Raw genomic sequence first — 27,000 nt, forward strand, 5'->3', positions numbered from 1 at the left:
AAGCCAATAAAAAAGCTTGGGTATATGGATCCACTATCCTGTTCCAAAGCTTTTTTGATAGAAAGAGGTGTTTCGATTTTTGGCGCAATTGGAGCAACGTATATAAGGTGCTTAAAGATTAGATGGCTGTAGCCGAATGATATTGTTAGATAACCAGTGATAAGTGGAAGGCTGGAATGACAACAATGAATATTCGACTGAATAAACCCGCAGCAACTGCCTCGCGTGTCGGCCAGGCGGTGAATCGGGATATAGCAAAGAATTTGGAGAAGCTTGCCTCCGGCAGCCGGATTAACCGTGCTGCCGATAATGCGGCCGGTCTTGCCATTTCTGAGAAAATGCGCACGCAAATTCGTGGGCTTGACATGGGCGCGAAAAATACCCAGCACGCTGCTGAACTGCTTAAAACCGCGGATGGAGCTCTTTCCGAAGTGACCAGTATGATGCAAAGGATGCGGGAGCTGGCTGTTCAGGCTGCAAACGGCACCTATGACGAAGCGGATCGGCAGGCCATTCAAGCGGAAGTCTCTGAGCTCACCTCTGCTATACAAGATGTTTCCACCTCCTTGAATTTCAACCAAAAACAGCTCCTTGATGGTTCTGTACACGGCGATTATGGATATTCTTATGGAATCAAGGAGTCTGCTACCATTACACCCAAGGACCCAGCAGTGATTAAGGCGGGGGAAGCCTTTGAAGGCCGTCTGCACGTTGCTTCTGGAACCAATGCGGAAATAAACAGCTCCTCCTATACAAGCAGTTATTTAAATAGCCTCAACGGCCCACCGCCCAACTTCCCATTGGAGGGTGTGTTTGCCATACAGGTTCAGACTCCTGAGCATGGAACTGTGAATGCTGTTCTGGATTTTGGCACAGAAAATGCGGATGGGGATTTCTCATTGGATCAGTTTGAGGCTTTCTTTCAGGATCAGTTTCAAGGCCTTGCAGATTTTTCAATCACGGCATCCGGTGATATTCAGATGAAAACCACAAGCTTGGGCGGGAATCAGACAAAGATTATCATTGGCATAAACAATACAGCCACACTGGGACTTCCTTCAGGAACAAGGTTTGTGAACTCTTCCTTGTTCGGTGCTAGCCCTTATCAAAGCTACAACGCAACAATCGGTGCCAAAACATCCAGAGCATTGACAGCTGCTGAGGTGGCTGCGCTGCAATCTGCACCGGGCGTTTTCAACTCCAGCCAGGTTTTGAACAGCACCCTTTTATGGAGTTTGCTGCCTGCCAGCACAAGCTTTTCATTCGCAATAGAAAAACGCACATCCACCAACCCTTTGACCTGGCAAAGCGTACCTGGCTCGACCCAAAGCTTTTCTAAATCCGGGAACCTTTCAGGAGCAACCAACCTTTCAGATGTTCGAGCCTATTTGAATAACCCTGCCAACAACAATTCGGATTACTTCAACAGCAGCAGCGTAATTCCCAGTGTGTCTATAGACCGTGATGGATTTGCATATGTAAGCTTTACCGGCAGCACCTCTGTCAATTCTGATTATTCAAGCAATCCTCCTTACCGCAGTGCTTTTATCTATAACCCTGCTACGGCAAATCACAGCGCCTATGCCTCTTCTCCTGTTATAACCAGCGCATATACCGCAGCTGTGTCGGAAGAAATCGGCACGCTGACCATTTCTATTGGAAATGTTCCCGGTGTTTCGCCTGCTCCGTCTGTGACTGTTGATTTTGGGACAATGGATTTTGCTAATACGCAGGCGATGATAGACTATATTAACCAGCGGCTGAATGCTACCGCTCCGGTGCCGGCACCAAAGTTTACAAACTCCACCTACAATGCGGCCTTTCCGGTTGCCCAGGCATATATAGACAGCAATGGGTATTTGGCTGTCCGAGCCGCTGAACGGGAATTCAGCATTGGGATTACCGAAAAAGAATCAGATAAGCCCATGTTTTCCAAAACCTCCTTTGGTGTGAGCGGGCAAAATTGGTCAAATAGAATAACCATAACCGATGATTCCGGCGACCAAACCTTTATTAATATTAAGCCGGGGGATTATAACGGAATTAACGACTTTATCACGCAGAATTCCGCTAATTTTTCACCCAAGTATATTCTTGGTACCAACGAGGCTGGGAACTCTCTCGTTATTACGAGCGCCGGTGCAGGTGCGGAGTATACTGTCAGCAACATCAGCTTAGACGTTATTCCCAGTACAACCGAAAGCAATATATATATGCAGAGTGTATTTCAAAAGCTGGGATTTGGAACTCCGGGGCTCAATGTTTATCAGGATGGTGTGACCCATCCGGCTATACCCGATCTGACCAAAGCGCTCTGGATTCAAACGGGTGCAAACCAGGGGGATGGTCTGTATATCGGCATTCCCCGTCTGGATGCTTATGATCTGGGCCTTTTAATTAAGGCGGCAGATCATGCCAACAGTGGGGCGTATCAGGGCATCAGCCAACAGCTGGGTACGGATAACTACAGTTCGGCCTTGAATGTGGAGCCGGATGGATACGGGCTGGATGTTACTTCCCACGAAAAAGCAGCCGGTGCAATATCCATATTGGATAACGCCATCAATATTGTTTCCACTGAGCGGGCACAGCTGGGTGCTGTGGCCAATAGGCTGGAGCATACCCTGAATTACAATGGCACCACACAGGAGAACATCACAGCCGCCGAATCCGCCATTCGTGATTTGGATATGGCCAGCGAGATGATGACCTTTGTGAAAAACAACATCATTTCGCAGGCTGCTCAGGCGATGCTTTCACAGGCCAGCCAGCTGCCCGGCGGTATACTGCAATTGCTCCGGTGAGTTGGCGCTTGTATGTCTTCCTTATTTTGCTGTATCATTTTCAAGAAGAGGTATGGCCCAATGGGCTGTACCTCTTGCTTTATGCAGCGGCGCCCTTCAGAAATGAGAATATATTTGCTTGATAGGCGGCTGCCTTTGCTTTGAAAAATGCGTATTTGTGGCTGGAGGGTTTCTTGAAGGAAAAATATTTTTTGCAATCTGGCGCTGTCGGGATTTGCAAAAAAAATGTGATAGTGCTATACTGATTTTTAATATTTATTTGTGTCCATCTTAGAATGAATGGGCTTGGGAGTCCTATTCTCTTAGCCCTTCGGCTCATAAACAATTTACAGTAAGGAAGTGTTAGTATGGAGGTTCGTATCGAACTCACCAAAACGCCTAAGGCCAAACCGGCGGATCAGAGTGCTTTGAGCTTTGGGCATGTTTTTACCGACCACATGTTTCTGATGAATTACAGCTCGGAAAAGGGCTGGTTTGATGCCCGAGTAGTACCCTATGCGCCGTTGCAGCTGGACCCTGCCACCACCTCCCTCCATTATGGCCAGTTGGTTTTCGAGGGTATGAAGGCTTATAAAACAGAGGATAACCGCACTGTATTGTTCCGCCCGCAGGAGAATATGAAGCGCCTGAATGTGAGCAACGACCGCCTGTGTATCCCCCAGATTAACGAGGAGGATGCTCTCCACGGCTTGTGTGAGCTGCTGAAGGTTGAAGAGGCTTGGATTCCCACCGCACCCGGAACCTCTCTGTATATTCGCCCTTTTATTATTTCCACTGATGCTTTCTTGGGGGTACATCCCTCTGATACTTATCTGTTTATCATTATTCTTTCCCCTGTCGGCCCCTATTACAAAGAGGGCTTGGCCCCGGTCAGAATCAATGTGGAAACCCAGTATGTCCGTGCTGTTCCCGGCGGAACCGGCCACATCAAATGTGCCGGCAACTATGCCGCTTCGTTGAAAGGGCAGGTTGAGGCCGGAAAGAAGGGCTATTCTCAGGTTTTGTGGCTGGATGGCGCCGAGCGCAAATATGTGGACGAAGTGGGTGCCATGAATGTGTTTTTTGTGGTGGATGGTGAGCTGATTACTTCCAGCCTGACCGGTGGTATTCTGCCGGGCATTACCCGCAAATCCATTATTGAACTGGCAAAGTCATGGGGCCTGAAGGTCACAGAGCGTAAAATTGCCATTACCGAGCTTGTTGATGCCTATAAGGCTGGTAAGCTGGACGAAGCTTTTGGAACCGGAACTGCCGCTGTTATCTCTCCCATTGGAGAGCTTAACTGGGGCGATGTGAGCATGAAGCTCAGCGATGGCAAAATTGGTGCACTTTCTCAGCGCTTTTATGATGAGCTGGTGGGCATTCAGCTCTGCAAGCGTGAGGATAAATTCGGCTGGATTTACGAAGTGAAATAAAAGCTTGCTTGTCCCTTAAGCGGCTGGGATAGCATACAACAGCATAGCAATGGGCCAAAGCCAGTCTCTCAGTGGGGAGGCTGGCTTCGCTGTTTTAAGCCGAGAGGGGAGAACGGATTAAAAAGCGCCCAAGAGTGCTCTTTCGGTGCTGCTTTCCAGCAGGGTTACAAACTTGATGGAGAACAGGTCGCAGACCATGGAGCTGCCGCCATCCAGCGCGCGCAAAACAATAAAGCTGGCACCAACATCGGTGAGAATGCCTACACGGTCGGTAATATTATTCCCGATGAGAAATTCCACACGCATCAAACTGCCGATTTTAGTCCGCAGAAAGCCGGGAATATAAATACTCTGGGTCAGGGTTTCGGGCATATTGTCATAGACAGGGAGACTGACCGGCATGGGGGCGGGGGTGAGGGTAGAAGGGGCAATGGTGGAAGGAATTGTGGATTGGAGTTGGGTTTGAGTTCCCGCCACATAGGAGGGAGCAGCTGTGGTTGCTGTGCTGGGGGTGAAGGGTGTGATTTGGTTATAGGTTGGGTATTGGTTATAGGCGGGGTATTGGTTGTAGCCTTCGGAGCAGTTTGTCCCGGCGGGGCAATTCTGCTGTATGGGCTGAATTGCGGGAATGCTGGTATAGCTGTTCATGTAGATTCTCCTTTTATGGCATTATGTTTGATGATACAGTTCAGTGGGGCGATAGAAGCAGTGCAGGTTAATTCGAGTGTGAAAGGCCCCCGAACGGTTGGGAGGGAAATATTCCCTGCATTCACCATATGGGTTGAAATACCACAGGCTGGTGCCTGCTGCATTGAGCAATCCGCCTCCCAGAGCCCAATCGGCGATTTCATAATGAATCGGTTCCGGGTTGGAATTGTAGATGGTCTGCATGTTGGGCCTGCCCCCAACTACATCCCGCACGCAGTCGAACTGCCCTGTTTGGTAAATAATCTGGCGTAAATCACCCTGCCCTACACGCTGGTATTCGCCGGTGCTTGCATTGACACGGTTCATAATGACGGTAGCGACTGCCCGCATCCCATTATCGCCTTCTCCGCCAGCTTCGCATTTTATGATCCGCGCTAAAAGCTCTCGGGCGCTATATGACATAAGAGCCCATCACCTCTTTCCAAAAAATGATGTTGCAGTACACAGTATTAGTTTATGAAATTTTGAGGGCTGTGTGTCAGGCTTCACCCGCCAAGCAGGAGGGCAGTTTTTAGGCTTTGGCCTGATTTGGTGTTAAAAGTAAAAACAATCGAGTCTGTTTTTATAAGGAAACGTGTTTTTTGAGTGAAAAAATACTTTTCCATTGAATGCGGGACAAAAATAATATTGGAATAGGCGTGGACATTCGCCAGTTGAAAATGTTATAATCAAAGCATAATGTTTGCTGGACAGACTACACTCCAGATTGAGTATAAAAGAAAGGGGTCGTCTCTATGCTGAAGCTAACACACGAAGGCATTCAAGAGAAAAAAGGCTGGGAGGAAAAGGGCATTGCGCTTCCCGGTTATTGCGTATCCGATATGGTAAAAAAAACCACCGAAAATCCACGGTGGCTCCATTTGGGGGCAGGAAATATATTTAGAGGCTATGTGGCGGATCTCCAGCACAGCATGCTGAATCAGGGTAAGGCTGATACTGGCATTATTGCTGCTGAATCCTATGATGAGGAAATTATCGAGCGCATTTACGCTCCCTATGACAACCTGACCCTGTTGGTGGTCATGAAGGGGGATGGCTCCTTCGATAAACGAGTGGTTTCCAGCCTGAGTGAGGGCTTAGTAGCTGATCCTGCCAGAGGTGCTGACTGGAACCGGTTGGTGGAAATCTTTAAGAAGCCTTCTCTCCAAATGGTCAGCTTTACCATTACCGAAAAGGGCTACAGCCTGCAAAAAATATCAGGCGAGCTGATGGATATTGTGGTGCAGGATATTAGCGAAGGCCCCAAGGCTCCCCGGCACGCTATGGCCAGAGCCTGTGCACTGCTGTTGGAGCGCTATAAAAACGGTGCTCTGCCTGTGGCCATGGTGAGCATGGATAACTGCTCTCACAATGGCGATAAGCTACGTGCTTCCATTACCACCATTGCCGAAAAATGGGTAGAGGGCGGCTTTGCCGATCAGGGCTTCCTCGCTTATATTGGGGATGAGGCCAAGATCAGCTTCCCGCTTTCCATGATCGATAAGATCACCCCCAGCCCGGCTGTGCGGGTCAGAGAGCTGCTGGAGGCAGATGGCATTGCAGCTATGGATGTGGTTAAAACCAGCAAAAATACTCATATTGCGCCCTTTGTAAACGCAGAGCAGGCTCAGTATCTTGTGATTGAAGATAAGTTCCCCAACGGCCGGCCGGCTTTGGAGGAAGTGGGTGTCTACTTCACCAATCGGGAGACTGTCGATAAAGTGGAAAAGATGAAGGTTTGCACCTGCCTGAATCCCCTGCACACTTGCTTGGCTGTTTTGGGCTGTCTGCTTGGCTACACGCTGATTGCCGATGAGCTGAAGGACGATGCACTGCGTGGCCTCATCCAGAAGGTCGGCTATCAGGAGGGCTTGCCGGTTGTAGTCAATCCCGGTATTATTGATCCCAAAACCTTTATCGATGAGGTCATGAATATCCGCTTCCCCAACCCTAATATTCCTGACACACCCCAGCGTATTGCTACCGATACTTCTCAGAAGGTTGCCATCCGCTTTGGCGAGACCATCAAGGCCTATAACGCCCGGGCAGAGCTCAATCCCGCTGATTTGGTGTATATTCCTTTGGCCATTGCCGGTTGGTGCCGCTATCTGTTGGCTGTGGACGACAATCTGGAGCCTATGACCCTCAGCCCCGATCCTATGCTGGAAAGCCTTCAGGCTTATCTGAAGGGGATTACTGCCGGTAAGGGTGCTGAACAGCCTGTTCATGATGCACTTGCTCCCATTCTTTCCAATGTGCAGGTCATGGGCATTGATCTTTACAGCGTTGGGCTGGGCGAAAAAATCGAGGATTATTTTGCACAGATGCTGGCCGGTAAAGGCGCTGTCCGTGCAACCATCGAAAAATATCTGTAAACCAGCAAAATAAAAGAGCCAGCTCTTCCTTTGGGAGGAGCTGGCTCTTTAAATATTCGGCCGGATATGAAAAGTTACTGGGCAGTCAGCTGGGCGTAACTGATCAGCTCGGCGCCAAAGGTCTCAATAACCTGCCGGAGCTTAGGGTCGGTTAATATATTCAGCTCGTTGATGCGCTGGCTGGAATAAGAGCTGTGAGTATTCAGGAAAGTATCCAAGTATCCCGGATGGCACATAATTTCCAGTGAAGAGGTTTTACCTTCGTGAATATACAGTATTTCCGCCAGCTGGTCTTCGGTGAGCTGGTCACCGTAGAATTCTTCCATCAACAATTCAGGGGAGACTAAGTCGCTGTATTCCTGTGGAAGCTGGCTGCGGCTGCGCAGGCGGATAGCAAGCTTGTATTTTTTGGCCAGTTTAAGAGCCAGTGGGAACAGGGATGCCATCATGTGAATGTGATGGTGGCTGTCCAGATGGGTTGGCTTTAAGCCGCTGGCCAGAATTTTTTCGATTTGCGCCGTGAATTCTTCTTCTATGGCGGCAATATCCAGCTTACCCTTGATTTCATTAAATTGGGCGAGAGAGATAAACTGCCCCTGTGCATTGAGCATAGAAGAAACCCTTGCAGTTATGGGCTGCCCGTGTGTCAGAGAAAGGTGAACCCCTATATCTAAATCAGCGAAGCTCTGGGCAATTTCCACTGCATGTTCATAGGCATCCCCTGTGGCCATAAGGGAGGTGCTGCGCACCACACCAAGACGGAAGGCATCTAAGATACCGTAGTTAACTGCACGGCAAATTCCAAAATCATCCGCATTGAAGATGATTTTTATGGCTTGAGTGTCGGCGGATTTCTTCATGTAAAATGACTCTCCTTGATTGATTTAAGGTATGCCCAATGGATTGGGCAGCTTGCCCGATTTCCATATATAGCCATCTAACTTAAAAGCTTTTCGAGTTAATTAGCTATAATAACAGATACAAGTATTATATGCTTTTTCTTTTATATAAGCAAGAGAATTGCTCACTGGCAGGGCGAGGCACAGCGTGAATATGATTGGAAAGTTACGATTTCGTAAACATTTAGAGAAGAGCGTTCCAAGACCTGTCTCTGCTTCTTTTTTTGTGTTATAATAACCTCACCCACTAGCAAAATCAAAGATTTTGAGTGGGGCCCGAGAACATTGAAACATCAAAACCTTCTGCCGAGAGCAGAAGCAGGCCGCTTCGCTGCCTGTTCGGCTTGCGCCGCTTATGTTTTGTGTTATAATAACCTCACCCACTAGCAAAATCAAAGATTTTGAGTGGGGCCCGAGAACATTGAAACATCAAAACCTTCTGCCGAGAGCAGAAGCAGGCCGCTTCGCTGCCTGTTCGGCTTGCGCCGCTTATGTTTTGTGTTATAATAACCTCACCCACTAGCAAAATCAAAGATTTTGAGTGGGGCCCGAGAACATTGAAACATCAAAACCTTCTGCCGAGAGCAGAAGCAGGCCGCTTCGCTGCCTGTTCGGCTTGCGCCGCTTATGTTTTGTGTTATAATAACCTCACCCACTAGCAAAATCAAAGATTTTGAGTGGGGCCCGAGAACATTGAAACATCAAAACCTTCTGCCGAGAGCAGAAGCAGGCCGCTTCGCTGCCTGTTCGGCTTGCGCCGCTTATGTTTTGTGTTATAATAACCTCACCCACTAGCAAAATCAAAGATTTTGAGTGGGGCCCGAGAACATTGAAACATCAAAACCTTCTGCCGAGAGCAGAAGCAGGCCGCTTCGCTGCCTGTTCGGCTTGCGCCGCTCATGTTTTGTGTTATAATAATTCATCTGCTAATAAAATTCAAGGCCCAATGCGGGTTGTGAAATATGGAGGCTGCTATGAAAAAATTCTTTAAGCTTTTGCCTTTGAGCTGTGCGGCGCTTTTATTTGCTACCTTTATGGCGGTAAATGCAGAGTATCAGCCAAAAGATTACGACGAAGAAATGGAAAAATGGCCCAGCCGGGAAGTGTTTTCCCTTCCTGCTTATGAAAAACAGGATAATGATTATTCCCGGCCGGCCAATGGTATTCACTACATAGGCGAGGATGAAATCGTATCCGAGGCGGTCACCTATGAGCTGGCCACCCTCAAAGCCAAAGAAGCTGGCGATACAGCCCGCAAAGAAGGCAAGGATACGGCATATGCCCAACTGGTGAATGCCGGGGCAATCAGTCAGGATGCACTTTCAGCCATGACCCGGTTGGCAGGGGAGACCCCTTTGGTGATACAGGCGGATACTCTGACTAAGGATAAAAAAGCGGTGGATGTGCGGCTGAACCTGTCACCTGCACTTTCAGTCAAAGCGCTCAATTTGCGGGCCACTACCAATTCTTTGCAGGCAGATGGCGTCAAGGATGCCTTTACCAAAAAGTACGACAACTGGGCGATGGTGATCTGCCTTGGCCAGAGAGAAGACTTTGGGCAGACTGTGGAAGTGGCGGTTAAAAACAAGCTGGCAAGTGTTAAAGCCGAATCCATGTATTTCTATACCTTTAATTCAACCACCGGCCAATGTGTCCAGCTGGAAAATACCGGCGCATGGCTGGATTCCAACGGCTATCTTCACTTCAACACAACAGCGGGCGGCAATCTAGTTGTTTCTGATGGGGCTCTGCGCAGCAAATAGCCTGACAGCAATCCACATTGATGACTATTTAATATGATTTTAACAAGGCACATCGATATCATTAGGATATCGATGTGCCTTGTTTGCGTGCAGAGCCGCTGAATATGGCTCTAAAATTGCACTTCATGAAAAGCATAAAGATTAGACAAGATACCGGCGCTTGAGAGATTAACGCTAATAACCTGCTTTTAATGTCCCAATACTATCCATAATCACGTTTGGTTCTATTTCAAACACTGTTTTTTGGAGATAATCCTCTCCGTGCTGGATTTTGGCCATATCCAATTGACGCTTTATATTGAAAAGATCCACATTCTCTTGCTGCATTCTGGTAAACATCTTTTGCGCGGAGAGGGAAATCTTTTTTTCAACACTTTCTTCCATCAGGCGGATCACTTCATCGTCGGGGTTGAGATAGTCTTGTGCCTCTTCCAATGCCACACGAAGTGTTACCTTGATTTTATATTTAAACAGGTCACCTTCCTGCACAACACGGTAAGAGTATTTATTGTTTAAGAGCACAAGCCCTATCGTTTTATCAGGAACCTGCGGATTGGAGGCGACGATCACACCGGTAGAGGCTTTTCGAAAAAGGAGGTGATAAATATCCAGCTCTTCCTGTGTCAGCTCTGCCACCATCTTGTCATCAAGAAAGATTGCCGCTCCGTCAATAATGACATAGGGCTCAAAAATCGGATCGCCGGAGTCTTGCTCTTTGGAACTATCGCTTTTCTTTGAGCCTTTACTGCTTTTTTGGCCGGAATCCTGCGATTGCTGTTGGCCCTGATCTTCACTGGATTCCTGGGAAGATTGGTCCAGGCCTGCCTGTTCTTCCACAGTCACCAGCTTGATAATGGGAAGAATATTTACGCCGCTGCCTATATTCATATCCAAAAGAAAGTCATATACATGGCAGGTAATGGTATGCAGAGACTTGTTCTGGGTATTCATCATCTCATACAGATACAGCCCCATAAACTTCTCATCCGTTTCTTCACGCTTGATGAATTCCGCAGCATCCCCATCCAATACAATTAAATACATCCGTAGGGATACCTTCTGATCCCGGTCAAAACAATCCAGATAGTCCTTTATGCCGTCCCGCGCAATATCTTTGGTCATTACATAAGCTTTTGCGCCCGCATATTCCAAGGGGAGATTTACACCATTCCGAATACCCTTGACAGCCTCGATAAAGCTGTCTCCTTTGCCAAAAAGAACAATACGCTTTTCCCTGCCTGCTTTTTCTCCTTCGCCTCTATAGGCTTTGAAGGCTTCACCATACAGATAGAACTCTCCATCCTTTTTATCCATGACACCCATGGTGTAAAACAGCAGCCGGTTCATATCCTTGTAGCTAAAGCACCCGACCATCAGACAAAGAGACATAAGCAGGGCTATTGAAATTAGAACCCTTTTTTTCATTCATCGATCCTCCTTTAAAGGAGGCCCTGCCTGCTTGCCCTTTGTTCCTTTAATAAAGATATCCTGATATTTAAAGGTTTTTTCTGTTCCAAAAGGGTACAAATAGGGGTAACCGCAGCTGGTGAGCCCTGCCAAGTGAGAAATGAAAAGCACACCGCCCATATAAAAACCCGGCAAACCCAGCATGGAAGAAAACAATACAATGCACAGGCTCCATAGGAAGATCGATCCATGCATAACAGGGATCAGATAAGATGCAATGGAAGTGATGGCAACCACAACAACGGTGATCTGCGAAGCAAGCCCGGAGGTGACAGCAGCATCCCCGAGAATCAGAGCGCCGACTATGCTCAGGGTAGGGCCAATGGGCTGAGGCAATCGAACGCCGGCTTCACGGATAATTTGAAAAAACAGCACCATATAAAGCAGCTCAATAACAGTGGGAACCGGCACACCGGCACGGAAGAGGGCCAGCCGGTAGAGAAAAATATTCGGCACCAGCTTAAAATGATAAGTAACCAGCGCCAGATAAAGGCCGGGCACAAAAAGAGCCATAAAAAAAGAAATCCACCGAAAAAGCCTGCCCATATTTGCCATAACGGGGTTGAGGGTGTAATCATCTGTTGTTTGAAAAGCCTCAATAAAAAAATTAGGGGCGGTTATCACAAATGGATTCCCGTCCAATAATATTAAAATGCGGCCCTCCACCAGTTTTGAGGAAGCCACATCCGGTTTCTCGGTATAGCCAATGGTATCAAAAGAGGTAGTCTTACATTTTAAGGCATTCTCTAATCTGGTGGGATAGAACACATAATCTTCTCGGATCAGATTGATTTTTTCTCTGGCATAGGCGATCAGCTTATCGGGGGTTGTACCTTTTATATAAACTAAAACAGCTTCTGTTTTGCTCTGCTCGCCCAGAGAGTAACGCTCCATTTTTAAGAGTGGGCTTTTGATTCTCCGGCGGATTTCTGAGATGTTGATGTTGATATCTTCTGAAAAGCCTTCACGAGGCCCTTTGATAACCGTTTCTGTCTGTGGAATTTCCACAGAGCGCCTCTCGTATTTTTTCATATCACAGGTCAAGATTGCCTCGTGATTATGAAACACAACCAGTACCTGCCCGCTTAGCACAGAAGAAATTGCAGTATCCAGATCCCGTGTTTCCACCACCATGCCGGCTTGAATAATACTCCCGGCAATGGTTCTGAGGGAATGCAGGCGGTTGAGCTTGTTATAGAGGGGGCGGATGATAAATTCTGATATCTGCCTGGAATCACACATGGACTGGACATAAACTAAAGTAACCCTAACAGAGCGGCAAAGCAGCTCACGGTATTGAACATCATAGATATACTCCAGCTCTTTTTTGAGCTGTTCGAGACAAAGGGCTGAACCATTATTTTCCACCATTATATCACCTCTGTATATTTTTCTGCCAATTGCACTATATTATACTTATAATAAAATGGTAAATGCCCTTGGCATTTTTGGAAGAAAGGATACAAATGGATAGATTTACACCTAAGCATTTTATATTTTTGATGATGGCAACCGGTATTGTATCCTTAAAGACCTATCCCATCGTTTTTATTGGGGGGGCTGGGCGGGATAGCTGGGTTGCTGTTATTATATCTTCAATACTGATTTTTCTTTATTTCCTTTTTGCAGCCAAAACCATGAATTTGGTGCCGGAGAATAATTTTCTGGATGTTTACCAAAAAGCAGTGGGGAAAAAGGCCGCTGTTTTTTTATTGGCGATTTTCTTTTTGACCGTTTTAATGACACTGGTGGAATCTGCCGCCATTGAAGCAGACAGCATGCATCAAAGCATCCTCCTTGAAACACCCGAGTGGTATTTTATATTGTTTTTTGCCATTCCGGCTATCTATGTTGTCTGTAAGGACCTAGTGGCCATTATGATCATTACCATCATTGGGATTTCGTTTATTATGGTGGCAGGAATTCATCTTGGAATGCTCACTACACAGCAGAAAACCTTTCAGGATTTGTTTCCTGTATTTTATGATGGGCTCACTGTTGATTTTATTCTCTCCATTTTTAAATCCTTGGGTTTATATGGCTTTTTGACCATAACGCTGCCCTATATGCAGTATATTTCCACCAAGCGGATTTCTCTGACAAAATATGTGATCATTGGGCTGATCTTTATTATTCAAATGCAGATTGTATCCATCACCGGCATTTTTATGACCTTTAGCCCAGAAACAGCCTCATCCTATTATTACCCCAAGCTGATTCAAACGCATTTGGTCAGCTATTTTGAAATTCTGGAATTTGGTGAGCTTTATGTTATGCTCCAAATACTGTGCGGCTGGTTCTTAAAATATCTGATCTCCTATAACTGTATTCTTATTCTCATAAAGTTTTTCAATATCAAGAAGAAAATGCTGCATATTTTAACCTATGCTATATCCATTGTTGTTCTGGTGCTTTCTTATTTTGTTACCAAAAATTCAATTCGTCTTTTCAATCTCTTGGAATATGTACCATGGATCAGTTTAGTCAACTTCATTGTAATTCCGACAATTGTTTTTACTTTATACCGCATTCGGCTTAAGAACCATCCCCAACCACAGGCACAGGCTTAACGCTGGTAGTTGGGCTGTCTGGCTTGCAAGAGTCATGTAAAAATCACCTCATAAACCTATGAACCGCACCCCAATTGTTAGACAGTATACCAAACTGTCTAACAATTGGGGTGCAGTTCATCCCTGCCTGTTCTTTTTTATGAGGTGACAATATGATTTTTCAGCGCTTTTACCGCAATGGCCGATGGCACAAGCCTACCAATCTACTGTCATATAAAGATTTCCTCAAGTGTAAGGCTCAAATAAAACAGCATAAGTTACAAAAGGATATACCTGGCTCAAGACTGGAAAAAATAATAAAGAAAATGTAACCGCTATTTACTCCTTCAGCACGCCGATCTGCTTCGGCCGGAGGGACACAGGCGGTTACACACTTTTAAGGCGCTTGAGAAATCAGAGCGCCTTTTTTCTGTTCTACTGTAACCTGTTTTTCATGGCCAACGCCTGGCATCGATGCCACACAGAGGTTACAACTAAAATATTGGAGGGCAACTAAATGGACCACAATCACACATCGTTTATCAAAATATATCACAGCGTATGGGATCAGAGACTAGAACCAGGCGCATTCAGGGCATACTGCGCCATTCTGCGCTTTATGAATAGTTCAACAGGTTATGCCAATGTAAACTTTTCCAAGCTGGCAGCGGCTGTCAGCATGTCGGAGAGGAGCCTGCGGGATAAGGTTGGTCAGCTGGAGGCCAAGGGTCTGATTCGGGTAACCAAGAAATATTATCAGGGCCACAGGCTTGCCAATGGCTACATTGTATCCAGACAGTACGGCGGCTTTACAAAGGTGCCTGTAAGCGCCCTGAATACCCCTGTAACAGCGTTTGGGTTTAAGCTCTATGCATATCTCCTGAAATGCTCCGATCTAAAAGGAAAGGCATTTCCCAGTCTAAGAAATATACGGGACTTTATCGGAGCAACCATGCAGACGGTTATCACACAGATCAGCGAGCTGGTGGAACTGGGACTTATCAAGAAGAGAACTGTCATCAAGAAAAACAATGCCTATGGCCATAATCAGTACAAGGTCCGTGCCAAGGTTTCAGCTGCTCTCCTCCTGCACCTCAAAAAGGGCAAAGAAAAAACACGCTGTGCAGGCGTGTCTCTTCAATCTGTCTATGTAACAAAATGTTATGAGAAAACAATACACCCAGTGCTGGATTTTGTCAAGGGATTGCTGCTGGCGCTTTTCTATTTCTGTTCGAGCAAAAATGCATTGGCCACTTTTTTATTGTCGGGTACTCTAATTCTTGCCGAGCATGCACTAGACCCATACAAGGGCTATACAAGAGAAAGAAAAAATGCTTATTACCCTAAGTATAACTATATCCCTTGAGCCGCTTCGGACGGCTATGAATACAATGCGCTGGAGCCACAAGGTTTTGAGGGGAATGTTGCCAAGCGCAAAGACAGCAAATATTACTTTGGAAAGCGTACAAAAGACTGGATAAAGTGCAAAACACTATTGGACGACGACTTTGTAGTATGCGGCTACTACGAAAAGGCAGAAAATCTAATCAGTGTCATTTTAGGCAGTTATAAAGGTGACAGATTGGTTTATCGTGGACATGTGGTCATGGGAGTATCCCGCCAAGACTACAAGAAGATGACGAAGGCATCCAAATCAGCAAAACAAAAACATTACTCTGAATTTCCTGATTTTGAAGGTTCTGAATGGTTGAAGCCGAAGCTGGTTTGCACAGTGCGCTTTATGGAATATACCCCTTCTGGTGGTTTGCGGCAACCGGCCTTTAAAGGGCTGCGAGATGACAAGGACCCAGAAGATTGCAAAGCCCCGCAATAATGCGGGGCTTTTTTATGCAGGTATACGTTTGAGCTGAATGTTTTGCCTGTCAAAAATTTTATCAAAGTCTGCATTTTCGGATAGCCACTCAACTTTCTCGTCAGCTCGTAGCACCACCGGCATACGTTCATGTATATCGGATATCGAATTATTGGCTGCTTTGGAACTTTGAGAAGCATACTGATAGTATTTTTTGTATTTATTAGGACGTAAATAGATAAAAATTTCAACACATATTAAATAAAATGTCATTTCATCTAAAATTAATGCATTGTAAAAAAACAGGTGATCCAATATGATAAATAATGTAGACAAAAGGCGAGAAAGAAAAAACTGGGAAGAGGTGGAAACAGAATGAAAAAAATTTTATCAATTATGCTGGCAGGGATATTAATGTTTAGCCAGGCGGTAACGGTGCTGGGTGCTTCACCTGAATCACTTGGAGACCCTGTTCTTCATCTGCAATTCGAAGACAATGTGCAGGATTCCAGCGATGCAAACAACGATGGAACCATTGTGGGCACAGGTTATGAGTATGTCTCAGGGGTGAGCAAAGAAGGGAAGGCAATTTCCTTGAAAGGCGGTACCTACATAAATTTGGGAACCGACGTGAGCCTGCATCCTCAAAACATTACACTTTCATTCTGGCTTAAACCGGAAACGGCAATGGTGGATGAACACATAATTACCTGGAATAAGGTGCAATACAACAGCGATGGCTGGTATCTTGCCTCACAGCAGGATAAGCCCCTTATTCTTTCTGTAGGATCCGGCAATAGCCAACCTTATGAGGTCGTTGTCAGTCAGGATCGGAATGCGTTTTTCCCGGCTGGAAAATGGACACATGTTGTGGTTACCTTTGATGGGGGGACAAAAGATGTGCATTTTTATCGGAATGGCATCCTGCAGACATCACAAATCCAGACTGCAATCAGCGCCAGTGCACCTGGTGTCATCAATCCAACAAGCGACATGAAGTCGATTGGATTCAACGGACCTTCCTATAACGGGGGGTACATGAAGGCGGCGCTGGATGAGTTTCAGCTGTTTGGCCAAGTGGCCTCAGCCAGCCAGGTTGTTGCGCTTTACGAAGAATTTGGAGAGCCTGTTGGCGACACATTGGCTGCTCAGGACGCAGCAGCATTGGCGCTGCCCACAACCACCGCAGTCAACCTGATTCTGCCAACCGTGGGAAGACTTGGATCTGCTATAAGCTGGACTTCTTCCCATCCTGATGTAATTGCCACAAATGGCGCGGTTACACGACAGGACACAAACGTGACCGTTACCTTGGAAGCCAGCGTCTCTTACGCAGGTAGCGAGACGGTTATCCGGTCATTTACCGTTACTGTTGCGGCGATAGGTGCTTCCACAGGTGGAAATCTATTGCAGAACAGCGGAATTGAAGGTGTTTCTCTGTATGATGATTATCTGATGAATGCAGGGGAAAAAGAGGTGGCATACCTTCTGAGTATGTCATCAAAGAAATTCCTCTATGAGTTTTACAAGGTGGCCGGGTTGACCCCACCCACAGACTCGGGGTATGGTGGTTGGGAGCGCAGCAACGCAACCAATTTCCGTGGACATTTCTTTGGCCACTACATGTCTGCGCTGGCAATGTCCTACGCTGGCAGCGATGATCCAGAAGTAAAGGCTGCGTTGTTGCAACAAATTTCCGACGCAATCTATGGCCTTGAAGAATGTCAGGATGCCTATGCTGCAACACATCCATCCAGCGCAGGTTATGTTTCTGCATTCCGGGAAAGCATCCTTGATCAGGTTCAGGGAACCGGAACTTCCGATGAGAATGTAATTGTGCCGTGGTATAACCTGCATAAAGTCTTGGCAGGTATGACACACATCTATCAATACGTTGACGACCCTGTTATTCAGGCAAAGGCACTTGAAGTGGTCACGGAGTTTGGCGAATACATCTACAACCGTGTGAGTGCACTGCCCAATAATGCCCGGCTGCTGGGTACAGAATACGGCGGCATGAATGAGGCCCTCTACGTGCTGTATGATTTGACTGGAAACGACCACATCAAATACGCTGCAGAGTGCTTTGATGAAATTACGCTGTTTCAGCAGCTGGCAAATGGAACGGATATCCTTCAGAACAAGCACGCCAATACAATGATTCCCAAGCTAACCGGTGCGCTGAAGCGCTATACCACACTAACGGAAAATCCGGATTATTACGCCCAATTAACCGATTCAGAAAAATCCGGGCTTGAAATGTATCGCAATGCGGCGGAAAATTTCTGGGACATTGTTACGAATCACCACACCTACGTGACTGGTGGGAACAGCCAGTCGGAGCATTTCCGCGAGGCGAATAAACTGGGATTTTATGCAACACAGCGCGGCGTGAGCGGGAACGGCGAAACCTGTGAGACCTGCAATACCTACAATATGCTCAAGCTTTCCCGTGCACTGTTTGCACTGACTCAGGACAAGAAATATGCAGATTATTACGAGAATACCTACACCAACGCAATTCTTTCCTCTCAGAGCCCTGAGACGGGGACAACCATGTATTTTCAGCCTATGGCCCCAGGCTACAATAAGGTTTATCACCGCCCACACGATGAGTTCTGGTGCTGCGCCGGAACTGGCGTTGAGAGCTTTTCCAAATTAGGGGATTCGATTTACTTTACGAAGGACAAGGCTGTCTACGTGAATATGTTCTTCTCCTCCGATTTTGAGTATGAGCAGCAAAATTTGAAGCTGACACAGACCGCAGATATGCCCAACAGCGATGTCGTTACCTTTGAGGTGGGTGCAATCAGTGGCAATGCTCTGGCAGAAGGCACCGTGCTCTATCTGCGTCAGCCGGACTGGCTGGCCGGAGACGTTGTTCTCAGCGTAAATGGGCAGGTTGTCGCAGAGCCGGCTGTGGAAAAGGATTATATTGTCCTTACAGTATCTGCTGGCGATGTCATTACCTACACCATGCCAATGGAAGTTACCACTTACGATACACCGGACGATCCCAACTTTATTGCATTTAAATATGGCCCCACCGTTCTGAGCGCCGGCCTTGGCTCCTATAATATCAGCGCTTCCGAAGGAACTGGTATTCTTGTGCGCCGCGGTACGCTGGATTCCAACGCCCAGACCAATATTGTAATTCTGAATGATTCGGTTGCTCAATGGAAAGAAAACATTACAGAAAACATGGTGCGCATTGAAGACAGTGAAGAAGGAAAGGTGCAGTTCCAGCTGAGAGGCACCGATTCTGATGATCTGATTTATACACCGCACTACCGGCAGCACACCGAACGCTATGGTCTGTACATGTTCTTTGAAGAGCCCGACTCCGCAGCAGCACAGGATCGCATTCTGGCCAACAAGCTGGCTCAGCGCGAGCTTGAGCGCAGTACAGATTACCTGTTTAGCTTTGATAACAACAACTATGAATTTGACAAAAACCTTCAAACCGGCGGAAACTCCTCGGTTGGAACCTACAGTGGCCGGCAATATCGACATGCACAAGGCAGCGGTAGCTGGTTCAGCTATGACTTCAAGCTGGATCAAAGTTCCGACAAGCATTATATTGCTGTTACCTACTATGGTGGAGACGGCGGACGCAGCTTTGATCTTTATCTGAACAACGAGAAATTCAAAACGGTAACCATTACCAATGCAAATGGAAGCACCGCGTTCTATGATGAGGTCGATGAGATTCCCGCACAATATTTGACTGGCGAGACAATCAACGTCAAATTTCTTTCCACGGGATCAATTGCAGGCGGTGTTTACGGGATCAATATTATTAAATCACGCATCTATGATACCAACTCGAAACTTTCTGCACTTGCATTTGATGTGGGGACACTGTCGCCTGCATTTGAAGGAAGCACCTTAACCTATTTGCTGACCGTTCCAGATAATACGCAAACGGTGCGGATGAATGCAACACCCGCAACAGGCAGCGGGTTGGTCTACATAGGGAATATCCTGATTGATGATACCTCTGCCCGTACAATCCGGTTGACTGGCGGACAAACGCTATTGAAGCTGCGTTCTTCCGCACAGGATCACACGACCTTTACCAATTACTCCATCCGAATTGTAAAAGAAGGGGAGCCCATTGGTACGGTCGACAAAACCAACCTTCAAGCGCTGTATGATGCAAACGTGAACAGGACGAACAAGGGCTATACCGATGAGAGCTGGACCGCTTTCCAGAATGCACTGAGTGAGGTCGAGCGAGTCCTGGGTGATAGCAGTGCGATTCAGGTGGAAGTGGATATTGTTGAGGCAGATTTGAACAATGCACTTAAGAATCTGATTATTATGATTGAGCTGCTGAACCATACCATGGCAACACGGGAAGACTATGACACGGTTGCAGCAGGATACATCAATCGTGTAACAGGCCGGGATTCGGCGAGAAATGTGACATATGACGCTGCCAATCAAGCAATGAATTATACAACAGATGGTCTGTGGACTTCCAGCGGATTCCGGTATAACATTACCTCTCTGGTATCGGAGTATCCTGTTGGTACCGAGTTCGAATTGTCTATGGACGTGAACCCTACTGGATCCTCCGTTTACTTTGGACTTCTGTATGGCTCTAACACAGCCGCAGATGCAGGAAAGGTTTTTAACATACCAACCGGCAGCTTCACCAACATCTCCACAACCGTGACACTGGAACGTAACGATACAAATGTTTATTTCTATTCATACTGTGGAAATCCAACCATGATGATCAGGAACATTGTATTGACTACGGGGTCTTCGTATGAAGAGCCGGAACCTGTCAACAAGGCTGCACTTGAGGCTTTGATCGCCAGCGCTGGTAAGCTGGACAGCGCCGATTATACCCCTGACAGCTGGACTGTGTTGGAGGAGGCACTGGCAAAAGCTACTGCAATCATTGCCAGCGACGATGCAACACAGGAAGACGTGGACACTGCTGTGAATGCACTGCAAGCAGCGATTGACGGGCTGAAGACAGACCCAACTCCGCAACCGGTGGAAAAGGGCGTCCTTGAAGCGCTGGTTGTAAGTGTTCACGAATTGGATGAGCAGGAGTATACCACCGACAGCTGGAGCGCTCTGGAAGAGGCACTTGTAAATGCAAATGCTGTTCTGGAAGATGCCGATGCCACTCAAGATACTGTGGATGCTGCCGTCACCGCATTGCAGGCTGCAATGGCTAATCTGAAGAAACTAGATCCCGGACAAGAAATTGAAGTGGAATCCATCGTCATTCGGGGAAGCTCTTCTGTAAAGCGGAACAATACCACCCAACTGACTGCTGTGATTAATCCCGCCAATGCAACCATTCAAGATGTCACATGGACTTCCTTGACACCTGAGGTTGCGACAGTTGATGAAGACGGTTTGCTAAGTGCAACAGACAAAACAGGCTTTGCCATCATTCAAGTAACCGCTGCAAATGGTGTATTTTCTCAGTTTACCATTCGCATTACCGCTTAACTGACATCCATGCTCCTTTTTCACAAACATGAGGCCCCAAGGAAACCATAAACTGTCCCCAAAAAGGTAGGCAAATATTTTAGATTAAGCCGACATGAGGGCTTGTTGACTGTGAAGAGCAGGCGACAAGCCCTCAAGTTTTGCCTTGATGCGGCAATTATTGTAATACTTGAGATAGGCGATAAGCTCAATTTTGAAATGTTCCATAGACTCAAAGGTTTGCAAATAAAGCAGCTCACTTTTGAGATGGCCAAAGAAATTTTCTATTATGGCATTGTCCAAGCAGTTGCCCTTACGGCTCATGCTCTGTTGTATACCTTTTGCATTGAGCATCCGTTGATATTGTTTTTGCTAATACTGCCAACCCTGATCATATGGGGTAGTGTCAAGAATTATGCGCAAATTAGTTTGCAGCCTGTAATGGAATAAGGTCAACCAGCCAATGATTCGTCGTCCATAGTCGCCTCCAGATGCTTCATGTTCATGTACTTCTTGTTGCCCCATTGGGTGCCGGCAACATGTCGCAGCCGTGCACAAACCAGCATAAGGGCAGAGTTTCCGTCAGGAAAAGCGCCCACTACGTGAGTGCGGCGGCGAATCTCACGGTTAAGGCGTTCGATGGCATTATTGGTGCGAATACGCGTCCAATGCTCAAAGGGAAACGCCATGTAGGTGAGCGTCTCTTCCACACTGTCCTCAACTTTTTTGGCGGCCTCCTTCAGTTTCAAGTCTTTCAAGGCGGCAATCACATCTTTGGCCTTTGTCAGTGCAGCAGCCTTGCTTTCCTGAGCATGGATGGCTTTGAGCATTTTGGCAACCAGCTTCCCCTTGGAACGGGGAACAACGGAGAAGATATTGCGGTAAAAATGGACGGTGCAGCGCTGGTATTTTGCATCGGGAAAGACTTCATACACAGCCTCCAGCATGCCAAGAGACTTGTCCCCGACAACGAGCTTCACACCCTCAAGTCCACGTCCCCTGAGCCACTGAAAGAAGCTCAGCCAGCTTGCTTTGTCCTCTTTCATTCCCTCAGCAGCGCCCAAAACTTCGCGGTAGCCGTCCGCGTTCACCGCAATCGCTACCAGGATGGCCACGTTCTCATATTCTCCGCCCCAGTTGCGACGCAGATAAATGCCGTCTACGTAGACATACGGGTATTTGCCGCCTTGCAAGGGACGGTTACGCCAGTCCTCAATGTGGACGTAGGCTTTCTTGTTCAGCTCACTGATGGTGGAGGGGGATACCTTACTGCCCCACAGAGCTTCCGTGATATCCTCCACACGGCGTACAGACACTCCCGCCAAATACATCTCGATCAGGGCTTCCTCCACACTGCTTTCTCGGCGGCGGTAGCGCTCAATGATAGCCGTCTCAAAGGTTACGCCTTTCAGTCGCGGTACATTCAAGGTTACTCCTCCGGAACTGGTGGTAAGGTTGCGCTGGTAGTGGCCACTCCGCCATGCCTGCCGCTCCTCGTTACGCTCATACCGGGCAGCCTGTGTCAGCTTTTGTGCCTCGGCCTCCAGCAGCCCATTGAGCGTTTCTTCCACGCTCTCTCGCACTAATTCCTTGATTTGCCCCTTGATTGCTTCCTCATTTAACTGTACAATTCTCTCAGACATGGTTTGCTGTCTCCTTTCAGAATGGTGGTGTGGTAACTTCATTCTATCAAAGACTGCAAACTATGTCTCTTTTTATCCCTTTTTAAATTTGCGCAACTTATTCTACCTTATCTTCCTACGGGCTTGGCAGACGACTGCTCCTAGAATTTTGACGGCCAAAAGCGGCTTACTCGTGAAAATGGGTAAGCCGCTTTTGGCGTTCAAACTTAGACTCTGGGCAATTGATAAACCATGCCTGTTTGCGCCTACCATAAAGAGAAATCACCCTCTTCCGGAACACTTATGCCGAATGAGCTCCGCTGCTCTTTGGGCGGTTTCAAATTCGAATGTTGTAACAGAACAGGCAGACTCTTTAGTGGTAAGCAGTAGCAGATACAGCACATCCCCGTCGCTAAAGACCTGATCGTCAGTAATATTCACCTTGACGATGTCGGATATCCTCAGCAGATGCGACACACATCCATTTTTAAATAAAAATACATAATCCTCTGTGACCATAAAATCAGATGCTTTACTCAAAGGCTCCTTCGCTTGCCTATCAATCTCTTTTTCCAATGTCTTAAAATCGCCATAGGCCGAAATATACCGCCCCAGCTTTGATCGCTTTTTGAAGAAGGCTGATTTTTGTACGATAAGCAGGACAAGAAAAGTAATACAGATCAACGAAAGCAGTACCATCGCCGTAATTTGACGTTCCAGAACAGCGCTATGACCGGTCATCAGTATCGTTGGATAGATGGATTGCTGTAGAATATCCAAAGAGATATCCATATCCTGCGACAAATTACTCATAAAATCATTGTAAGAGTTTTGAAAATGTCCGTATGATTTCATTATCAGCTCGCCATTAAAGGGGGGATATGGAGCCCTTTCGACGTCTTTTCTAAGATAAATGGCAGCTTTATCATCATAGCCGACCAGATATACGAAATAGACGGTTGTTTTGGAGTGGCCCGTTGGAATCTCTATATAAGTGCCGTTTCCATATATTCCAAAGTTTTGTGTTTCGGTACTTGCAAAGGTGTAGCCGGTATTAAGATAATCACAGTAGGAAAGCTGTGCGTATTTACTTCGTGAGTCAATAAAAGCATCAAAATCCGCTTGGCTGCCTACTTCGAAATCCGGTGTTATGGGGTTATTCCATAAAGAAATAATGATAAAACTGATAAATAAGATAATTGCACCGTGCAGTGCCGATCGCTGGTAGAAACGCTCTATATAATTGTTCTGTTCTACAAAACCCTTTGTTCGCATCCTGCCGACATCCTTTCTCATATATATCAAAAACCACTTATTGAAGCCCCCTCATGGTAAGACTTTATCTTATCATAACAGCCATCTTGCCATTAAAAGCCGCCTTAGCAAAACTTAGGGTTGAATAAAGCTCTTCACCCTCCTTATCTAATCTCAGATATAATATCAGAAATATTTGCCAGTAACGCCGGACGCCGTCAACAGCCAGTGGCGCAGAAATGCGCCGCGAAGTATGAAAATAGCGCTGGGCAGAATCGCCATCCATATGGCTACGAGCAGAGACGGCTTACGGCAGTATAAGCCCCAGCATATGAAATAGGTTAACAGCATGACCACACACAGGGTCGTCCAAATGGCGAATGCCTCCGGCGATCCGAAGCCAAAATTCCACACCAGCAGAGGGAAAATCATCAACGTCATGGAGCAGTACCGCCCGATTTGCTCGAGGATTAGCACAGGCTTGCAGGCGAATTTGTTTTCTATGTGACGGTTGCGGAGCGCGAAGATCACATTGGGAATCATCATCAGTGTCACAATCATAAAGCCTGTCAGGTTCAGCCAGCAGAATTGCATGGGATTCCCCCTCTCCACTCAATGGAATCATTATAGCACAAGGAGGCAATTTGTAGGTAAAAAACCTGAAACGCGTTGTGCGTATTTGAAAAGAGCAGCTACTATAAGAAAAGCATCAGAATATCGGCATAACCGTCGAAAGTTTCGAATTGCCTAATATGCTTATACCCTCTCTAATCCTTCCCTTCCACAAACCAACGATTTTCCTCTAAAAAGAGATACCGTTGCTGTCCTGAGATCCGGCAGGTATACCGAATCCCGCAGCCTCCTGCCTTTAAGCTGGCGGCCAGCCGCACATCCAATATTCTATCGATCTTAAATTCCCTTCCATCCTCCCACTGGATCACCAGTGGGAGGATGTTTCCGTTGCTTAAGAACCACCGGCTTTGCCGGTGGAGAAAGACCTTATAGGTATGGACAAGAAAAAAGCTCCCCGATATATTAAAAGTTAAGGTCTGCCAACCTAACTAAAAAATCGAGGAGGTCTTTAAATGAAAGACATAAACAGTTTAGAACATACCAAGTGGAGATGTCAATACCACGTAGTATTTGCACCAAAATACAGGAGACAAGTAATATATCGGGAAATTAAAGCAGACATAGGGTTTATCCTAAGGAAATTGTGTGATCAAAAAGGGGTAGAAATTATAGAAGCGAACGCATGCCCAGATCACATCCATATGCTAATCAGTATACCACCAAAGTTTAGTGTATCGCAGATAATGGGGTATCTAAAAGGGAAGAGCAGCTTAATGATATTCGACCGTCATGCAAATTTGAAGTACAAATATGGAAATAGGCATTTCTGGGCAAGAGGGTATTATGTGGATACAGTAGGGCGGAATAAAAAGCAGATACAGGAGTATATCAAAAAGCAATTGGAGGAAGATGAGCTATCCGATCAGATGAGTCTCAAGGAGTACACTGACCCGTTTACGGGTAGCAAGAACACCAAGGCATAAAAACGTACCCCTTTAGGGGTTGCCCGAGAAAGCAATGCGGATGGCAGATCTTTCGGGACCCCTTTAGGGGTACTGTCTGTATTGTGCCCTTCTAGGGCTTATTCAAGCCTCCGGCTTAGCCGGAGGTTTTGACTTATGTCAAAACTGGCTGTCACATCCACAAAAACCTTGCTTGACATAAGTATGCCTCCTAGAAATAACTGACCGGGTGTATAACGTGATCGGTCTTGGGAGAAAAGCCGGTGAGTTTGGTATCTTGCAGCACAACGCCCCGCTGTATACTGTAAGGCCCAAAGCGCTGGCGCAGGATGTCCACCGCCCTTTCTATCTTTTCTTCCTTATCAGCCTTGTGGCTGTCTGCAAATATGTCCAGCTGCACCGGTGCAGAACCCAGCATAAAGTCAGTTGCTTTAATTCCAACGCTTCGAATGCTATGTTTCCAACGATACAATTGTCGGAATAATTCCATGGCTGTTTTAGCAATATCGGTTGCCAGCAACGTGGGTTGCTTAGTTTTTCCCTGTTTACCGTAACCGATAAGCTCAGAATCACTGACACTAATAGCAACAGTCCGGGCCTTAAAGCCATGTTCCCTCATTCGGGCCGCAACACTCTCGGCCAGCACATAGACCAGCATTTTAACCTCTTCTTCATTTTCCAGATCACGGATAGTTGTTTGACTATTCCCGATGGATTTAATAAAGCTTTCCTCTTAGCAATTTGGTTCTTCGCCAACACAATCCCGTGGCGCTGCTCTGGATCGCCACCGACAGCTACCGGAAGCTTACGCAGCTCCGGGCGGTACAGGCATTCGACAGATGCGTAAAAATTATTCATATCCACATGCAAAACAGAGCGATCCAAAGCAATTCACCTCTCAAGATAAGAACAATTGTTCCTGTTTAGTATAGCTAAATTTAGAGATAAAGCAAGAGGCAATTGCTGGAATAGAATCATAAATACTGATACATGAGAATAAAAAAGAAACAGAGCCACTAGATAAGTGGCCCTGCTTACAGGTTGAATTTGAATCTAAGATTTGATATACTATCTTGCAAAGGGAGTGAGTACGATGGATCAGGAAGCATTACAAGCAATCCGGGAACTGTTTATAGAAGAACGCCAACATACGGCACGAATAATTGAAGAAAAACTGGAAGATAAAATAAAGCCACTGCGGGATAGCATAGCCAAGCTTGAGGATATGCCCAAACAAATTAAAATAATCGCAGAGGGACATATAGGTCTTGACCGTAACATTAAGGAGCTGCAGGACCACATTGCAGAAGTTCAGACTACATTGGAGAATGCGATTGTAGTCAAGGCCGTAGCGAAATAA

The 27,000-nt window shown here is 46.5% G+C and carries 21 protein-coding genes and 1 pseudogene; 10 read left to right on the top strand and 12 right to left on the bottom strand.

Translation table 11 applies throughout. The features are described from left to right. Positions 1-176: 176 nt before the first annotated feature. Entirely contained in the window at positions 177-2,804 is a 2,628-nt protein-coding gene (locus tag U6B65_01305; protein ID WRS27795.1) for a flagellin, read from the top strand. 347 nt (positions 2,805-3,151) lie between these two features. After that, positions 3,152-4,219 carry a branched-chain amino acid aminotransferase gene (locus U6B65_01310; protein WRS27796.1) on the top strand — a complete coding sequence of 356 codons (1,068 nt, stop codon included), beginning with the start codon at positions 3,152-3,154 and terminating at the stop codon, positions 4,217-4,219. A gap of 117 nt (positions 4,220-4,336) precedes the next feature. Here the strand turns inward: U6B65_01310 and U6B65_01315 are convergent, their stop codons facing one another. Next, the gene (locus U6B65_01315) at positions 4,337-4,867 is read right to left on the bottom strand and encodes a hypothetical protein (GenBank protein ID WRS27797.1); all 531 of its coding nucleotides are present in this window, start codon (positions 4,865-4,867) and stop codon (positions 4,337-4,339) included. Between the two features lie 21 nt (positions 4,868-4,888). Further along, a complete protein-coding gene (locus U6B65_01320) occupies positions 4,889-5,329 on the bottom strand; it encodes a cell wall hydrolase (GenBank protein ID WRS27798.1) in 441 nt (146 codons plus the stop codon). Positions 5,330-5,661: 332 nt separating this feature from the next. Between U6B65_01320 and U6B65_01325 the strand changes: the two genes are divergently transcribed. Further along, entirely contained in the window at positions 5,662-7,281 is a 1,620-nt protein-coding gene (locus U6B65_01325) for a mannitol dehydrogenase family protein (protein WRS27799.1), read from the top strand. A 74-nt stretch (positions 7,282-7,355) separates the two neighbouring features. Here U6B65_01325 and chbG read toward each other — a convergent pair whose 3' ends face one another. Then, positions 7,356-8,141 carry a chitin disaccharide deacetylase gene (gene chbG, locus U6B65_01330; protein WRS27800.1) on the bottom strand — a complete coding sequence of 262 codons (786 nt, stop codon included), beginning with the start codon at positions 8,139-8,141 and terminating at the stop codon, positions 7,356-7,358. A gap of 1,013 nt (positions 8,142-9,154) precedes the next feature. On the opposite strand from chbG, the gene U6B65_01335 reads away from it, so the two are divergent. Continuing rightward, positions 9,155-9,943, top strand: a complete 789-nt coding sequence (locus tag U6B65_01335; protein ID WRS27801.1) for a hypothetical protein — start codon at positions 9,155-9,157, stop codon at positions 9,941-9,943. A 174-nt stretch (positions 9,944-10,117) separates the two neighbouring features. On the opposite strand, the gene U6B65_01340 is transcribed toward U6B65_01335, so the two are convergent. Both U6B65_01340 and U6B65_01345 read right to left on the bottom strand, forming a co-directional pair. Next, entirely contained in the window at positions 10,118-11,368 is a 1,251-nt protein-coding gene (locus U6B65_01340; protein ID WRS27802.1) for a Ger(x)C family spore germination protein, read from the bottom strand. Then, positions 11,369-12,781, bottom strand: coding sequence for a spore germination protein (locus U6B65_01345; GenBank protein ID WRS27803.1), 1,413 nt, complete (start codon positions 12,779-12,781; stop codon positions 11,369-11,371). Between the two features lie 95 nt (positions 12,782-12,876). On the opposite strand from U6B65_01345, the gene U6B65_01350 reads away from it, so the two are divergent. The 4 genes from U6B65_01350 to U6B65_01365 all read left to right on the top strand — a co-directional run bounded on the left by U6B65_01350 (position 12,877) and on the right by U6B65_01365 (position 21,250). Further along, the gene (locus U6B65_01350) at positions 12,877-13,980 is read left to right on the top strand and encodes an endospore germination permease (GenBank protein ID WRS27804.1); all 1,104 of its coding nucleotides are present in this window, start codon (positions 12,877-12,879) and stop codon (positions 13,978-13,980) included. A gap of 496 nt (positions 13,981-14,476) precedes the next feature. After that, entirely contained in the window at positions 14,477-15,325 is an 849-nt protein-coding gene (locus U6B65_01355) for a helix-turn-helix domain-containing protein (GenBank protein WRS27805.1), read from the top strand. Between the two features lie 129 nt (positions 15,326-15,454). After that, positions 15,455-15,793, top strand: coding sequence for a hypothetical protein (locus tag U6B65_01360; protein WRS27806.1), 339 nt, complete (start codon positions 15,455-15,457; stop codon positions 15,791-15,793). Positions 15,794-16,147: 354 nt separating this feature from the next. Beyond that, positions 16,148-21,250: a beta-L-arabinofuranosidase domain-containing protein gene (locus tag U6B65_01365; protein WRS27807.1), complete on the top strand. Its 5,103-nt coding sequence runs from the start codon at positions 16,148-16,150 to the stop codon at positions 21,248-21,250. Positions 21,251-21,334: 84 nt separating this feature from the next. Here U6B65_01365 and U6B65_01370 read toward each other — a convergent pair. The 5 genes and pseudogenes from U6B65_01370 to U6B65_01390 form a co-directional block, all read right to left on the bottom strand. Then, a pseudogene (locus U6B65_01370) lies at positions 21,335-21,622 on the bottom strand (IS3 family transposase). Between the two features lie 59 nt (positions 21,623-21,681). Further along, positions 21,682-22,914 carry an IS256 family transposase gene (locus tag U6B65_01375; protein ID WRS27808.1) on the bottom strand — a complete coding sequence of 411 codons (1,233 nt, stop codon included), beginning with the start codon at positions 22,912-22,914 and terminating at the stop codon, positions 21,682-21,684. A gap of 219 nt (positions 22,915-23,133) precedes the next feature. After that, a complete protein-coding gene (locus tag U6B65_01380; GenBank protein WRS27809.1) occupies positions 23,134-24,126 on the bottom strand; it encodes a hypothetical protein in 993 nt (330 codons plus the stop codon). Between the two features lie 165 nt (positions 24,127-24,291). Then, positions 24,292-24,699: a hypothetical protein gene (locus tag U6B65_01385; GenBank protein WRS27810.1), complete on the bottom strand. Its 408-nt coding sequence runs from the start codon at positions 24,697-24,699 to the stop codon at positions 24,292-24,294. A 173-nt stretch (positions 24,700-24,872) separates the two neighbouring features. Continuing rightward, positions 24,873-25,058 (bottom strand): hypothetical protein, encoded by a 186-nt coding sequence (locus U6B65_01390; GenBank protein ID WRS28891.1) that lies wholly within the window; start codon positions 25,056-25,058, stop codon positions 24,873-24,875. A 132-nt stretch (positions 25,059-25,190) separates the two neighbouring features. Between U6B65_01390 and tnpA the strand changes: the two genes are divergently transcribed. Further along, positions 25,191-25,661, top strand: a complete 471-nt coding sequence (tnpA, locus tag U6B65_01395; protein WRS27811.1) for an IS200/IS605 family transposase — start codon at positions 25,191-25,193, stop codon at positions 25,659-25,661. Between the two features lie 190 nt (positions 25,662-25,851). Here tnpA and U6B65_01400 read toward each other — a convergent pair whose 3' ends face one another. Next, positions 25,852-26,298, bottom strand: coding sequence for a hypothetical protein (locus U6B65_01400; protein ID WRS27812.1), 447 nt, complete (start codon positions 26,296-26,298; stop codon positions 25,852-25,854). Continuing rightward, positions 26,256-26,498, bottom strand: a complete 243-nt coding sequence (locus U6B65_01405; protein WRS28892.1) for a hypothetical protein — start codon at positions 26,496-26,498, stop codon at positions 26,256-26,258. The genes U6B65_01400 and U6B65_01405 overlap by 43 nt, the downstream gene beginning before the upstream one ends. Positions 26,499-26,733: 235 nt before the next feature. On the opposite strand from U6B65_01405, the gene U6B65_01410 reads away from it, so the two are divergent. Further along, a complete protein-coding gene (locus tag U6B65_01410; GenBank protein WRS27813.1) occupies positions 26,734-27,000 on the top strand; it encodes a hypothetical protein in 267 nt (88 codons plus the stop codon).

The sequence above is a fragment of the Oscillospiraceae bacterium MB08-C2-2 genome (assembly GCA_035621215.1).
Taxonomy (GTDB): domain Bacteria; phylum Bacillota; class Clostridia; order Oscillospirales; family Ruminococcaceae; genus WRAV01.

What these genes read in the sequence shown, in the direction of transcription:
- chbG (WRS27800.1), bottom strand. Translation starts at nt 8,141, where the DNA reads ATGAAGAAATCCGCCGACACTCAAGCCATAAAAATCATCTTCAATGCG.
- U6B65_01335 (WRS27801.1), top strand. Translation starts at nt 9,155, where the DNA reads ATGAAAAAATTCTTTAAGCTTTTGCCTTTGAGCTGTGCGGCGCTTTTA.
- U6B65_01345 (WRS27803.1), bottom strand. Translation starts at nt 12,781, where the DNA reads ATGGTGGAAAATAATGGTTCAGCCCTTTGTCTCGAACAGCTCAAAAAA.
- U6B65_01410 (WRS27813.1), top strand. Translation starts at nt 26,734, where the DNA reads ATGGATCAGGAAGCATTACAAGCAATCCGGGAACTGTTTATAGAAGAA.
- tnpA (WRS27811.1), top strand. Translation starts at nt 25,191, where the DNA reads ATGAAAGACATAAACAGTTTAGAACATACCAAGTGGAGATGTCAATAC.
- U6B65_01405 (WRS28892.1), bottom strand. Translation starts at nt 26,498, where the DNA reads ATGAATAATTTTTACGCATCTGTCGAATGCCTGTACCGCCCGGAGCTG.
- U6B65_01350 (WRS27804.1), top strand. Translation starts at nt 12,877, where the DNA reads ATGGATAGATTTACACCTAAGCATTTTATATTTTTGATGATGGCAACC.
- U6B65_01340 (WRS27802.1), bottom strand. Translation starts at nt 11,368, where the DNA reads ATGAAAAAAAGGGTTCTAATTTCAATAGCCCTGCTTATGTCTCTTTGT.
- U6B65_01365 (WRS27807.1), top strand. Translation starts at nt 16,148, where the DNA reads ATGAAAAAAATTTTATCAATTATGCTGGCAGGGATATTAATGTTTAGC.
- U6B65_01315 (WRS27797.1), bottom strand. Translation starts at nt 4,867, where the DNA reads ATGAACAGCTATACCAGCATTCCCGCAATTCAGCCCATACAGCAGAAT.
- U6B65_01305 (WRS27795.1), top strand. Translation starts at nt 177, where the DNA reads ATGACAACAATGAATATTCGACTGAATAAACCCGCAGCAACTGCCTCG.
- U6B65_01325 (WRS27799.1), top strand. Translation starts at nt 5,662, where the DNA reads ATGCTGAAGCTAACACACGAAGGCATTCAAGAGAAAAAAGGCTGGGAG.
- U6B65_01400 (WRS27812.1), bottom strand. Translation starts at nt 26,298, where the DNA reads ATGCTGGTCTATGTGCTGGCCGAGAGTGTTGCGGCCCGAATGAGGGAA.
- U6B65_01310 (WRS27796.1), top strand. Translation starts at nt 3,152, where the DNA reads ATGGAGGTTCGTATCGAACTCACCAAAACGCCTAAGGCCAAACCGGCG.
- U6B65_01385 (WRS27810.1), bottom strand. Translation starts at nt 24,699, where the DNA reads ATGCAATTCTGCTGGCTGAACCTGACAGGCTTTATGATTGTGACACTG.
- U6B65_01380 (WRS27809.1), bottom strand. Translation starts at nt 24,126, where the DNA reads ATGCGAACAAAGGGTTTTGTAGAACAGAACAATTATATAGAGCGTTTC.
- U6B65_01355 (WRS27805.1), top strand. Translation starts at nt 14,477, where the DNA reads ATGGACCACAATCACACATCGTTTATCAAAATATATCACAGCGTATGG.
- U6B65_01320 (WRS27798.1), bottom strand. Translation starts at nt 5,329, where the DNA reads ATGTCATATAGCGCCCGAGAGCTTTTAGCGCGGATCATAAAATGCGAA.
- U6B65_01375 (WRS27808.1), bottom strand. Translation starts at nt 22,914, where the DNA reads ATGAAGTTACCACACCACCATTCTGAAAGGAGACAGCAAACCATGTCT.